At 26.3% G+C, this 2,678-nt stretch carries 2 protein-coding genes; both read left to right on the forward strand.

The genetic code is table 11. From position 1 onward, the window contains the following. Nucleotides 1–1,950: hypothetical protein (locus WFK35_RS22055; RefSeq protein ID WP_336734730.1), on the forward strand; the 1,950-nt coding region annotated here is incomplete at its 5' end. A 7-nt stretch (nt 1,951–1,957) separates the two neighbouring features. After that, on the forward strand, nt 1,958–2,678 hold a 721-nt coding region (locus WFK35_RS22060; protein ID WP_336734732.1), incomplete at its 3' end, for a hypothetical protein.

Genomic DNA, 2,678 nt, shown 5'->3' on the forward strand with positions numbered 1-2,678 from the left:
AATATTTTTTCCTATTGGTCAGGAATGATAGAAATTCTGAAAATTACAGAATTAGCGGATATAAAACTAGTCAATGATAATTCAAAATTTAATTTCAAAGTAAGAGACATTAACGAAAGATTTTTTCCAATTTCAGCACTACTAATTAATTCTGAAGAATCGAAAATAAATTTTGTAAAATCTTTCGTAAGTAACATTCATTCAGATATAGATACAATCTTTCAATATCAATATAACTGGAGTGTAACAGTCTTAAAATTAAGCCAAAAATTGGTGAATTCAAATGATTTAATCATCAATTATCTGAAAATTCATTTTGAAACATATAGTGATGATAATATTGCTATTGATTTGTTATTTTCAATTGATGAGAATTTAATACCTAAAAAAAATACATTAGATGATTTTCATAACACTATATTAAGTTCGATAAATATTTTTCAAAATCAAATTCAGCAAGGAGAAATTGACTTTTCTGAAATTATAAATAATCATATACCAGATATTCTTGATGGAGACTCTGAAGAAAATGAATCAATAAAAAAAACAGAATTGATTAATTCTAAACTGAAAATTGAAGAAAATAAAGATCCTTTCAGTAAGCATACTATTTATAAACTCATTATTAATGATATAGAAAGTGAAGCAACTGAAATTTACTTCTTTAATCATTTTTCTAAAAAATTCCAGATAGAATCGTTGGAAGATTTGTCTAGTAAAATGAGAGGCTCTGATTTTTTTGTAGCTAATAAAGAAAGTAAAGTTTTCATTTATACGCCAGAAATCGAATTCTCGAAATGTTATGAGAGAATCAATAAAAGAAAAGTCGAAGTCTATGATAAATTATTTTCAGGAACAGCAACTCGACCAGCCGAATTTGATGAATATATAAATCTTTTCCCATCAAATACTAACTACTCTATGGTGAAAGAAATAGTTGATGGATTAAGCGAATTAGATTATATTAAAATAAAATTATCTTATCATCTGAAAAATTCGTTTGATATAACATACAGAATAATAAATTGGCTTTCACTTTTTAATGAGGAAAGTATAGGAGGAAGTGACTTGAAAAAATATATGGATGAAAAAGGATATAATTTTCCCACCTTATATAAATCAATATTAACTGTGTTAAATGCACATTGCTATATTTCACAGAATCACCTTAATTTCTTTCAAGAAAAAATTACGGCATACAAAAATGATAAAGATTGTATTCTATTTCCTATAAAAAATCCTCTAAACGACGCCAATGGGTTAAAACGATTATTAGAAAAGTCTGGGTATAATGAAAGAGATTTTAATTGGCCAAATCAATTTGACAATTTATGTGGTGATCATAATTTTAAAAAATTAATCATTGTTACAGATGTTTCAATCTCTGGCTCGCAAACAAAAAAAGCATTTGATTATTATTTGAAATCAGATTATGAAGATGAATCTAAGCTAATCGAATTTAATGAAAATAGACCCGATTCTGATAAAAAATCGCCTAAAGAAGAAAGGTATTTTTTATTCAATACAATAGAAAAATGTAAAAAATTTCAGGGTAATCTTAGTGCTTTTGACCAGATTATTTTTTTATCTCCATTGATGACTCAAAAATACACTGAAAACATAAAGGAATATTTTAAAGATATAAATTCAAATATATCATTTGAATGCGAAGATATTTTGCTGGAAGAAAAATCATATTTGTATAATAAGTCAATATTAAATAAAGATCAAAAAGAATTATTTAATGCTTTGATTGGTGATGTTGAATTAATATCTAAAATTTTTCAATTAAATAAGGAGTATTATAAAAATGATTTATCTCAATTTGATAAAATGAATTTGATTTTAAGAATTCAATTATTGCCGACTAAACATATTAGGTTGTTTTCTTTACAACCCAAAAGAGGAGGTTTACCTCTCTTGGATTTTATTAAAAATTGGAAGAACTAATTCCATTATGGAAAGCTTTAACCTATATCGCGAAGCAAAAGATCAGTATGAGAAATTAATTCCGGAAAAAAATGACGGATTGATTCTCCTGTCTCTTTATGCCAAGTATAAGGATAAAGACTTCACGGAAGAAAACATTATTTCAATTATAAATAAGATTTTTAAAGATCAGGGTAATAATGAACGTTCTCGTACAGAATACAACAGAAATAATACTATAATTTTAAGATTGCAGGAATCTTTCTTGTGGCGTAATGAAACGAAAAGAACCTATCAATTTAAAAAGTACGGATTGGAGCTTTGTCAAAATATTGAAAAACGTCTCATAGAAAAATATAATCCAGCAAAAATAAAGAGATTTTTTGACGAATTACATAAAAGCCTTACAGAGTATGTTGAAGCAGATAAAGACTTCAACGAATGGATTGAAGATCATTTTGATATACGGATGCCTGAGCTTAGTTCTCAAATTGAAATATTGGATCAACAGGTAAATGAGTCTGTTACAGATTTTAAAATCAATATTAAATCAGAAGACCAAAGTATTCTTGATATTTTAAAAGAAATCGAAATCCGTCTTGAAGTAATAAAAGAACAAGCATCCGAACTCAAAAACGCATTTCAGATATCGTATGATATTGATGAATTACTAACTGATATTCTTCAAAAAAATGATAGTTCCAATTATATTGAGAATATTCAAAAGGTTCAAAAATTCCACGATAATT

It is taken from the genome of Chryseobacterium sp. VD8, assembly GCF_037149975.1.
Classification (GTDB): Bacteria; Bacteroidota; Bacteroidia; order Flavobacteriales; family Weeksellaceae; genus Chryseobacterium; species Chryseobacterium indicum.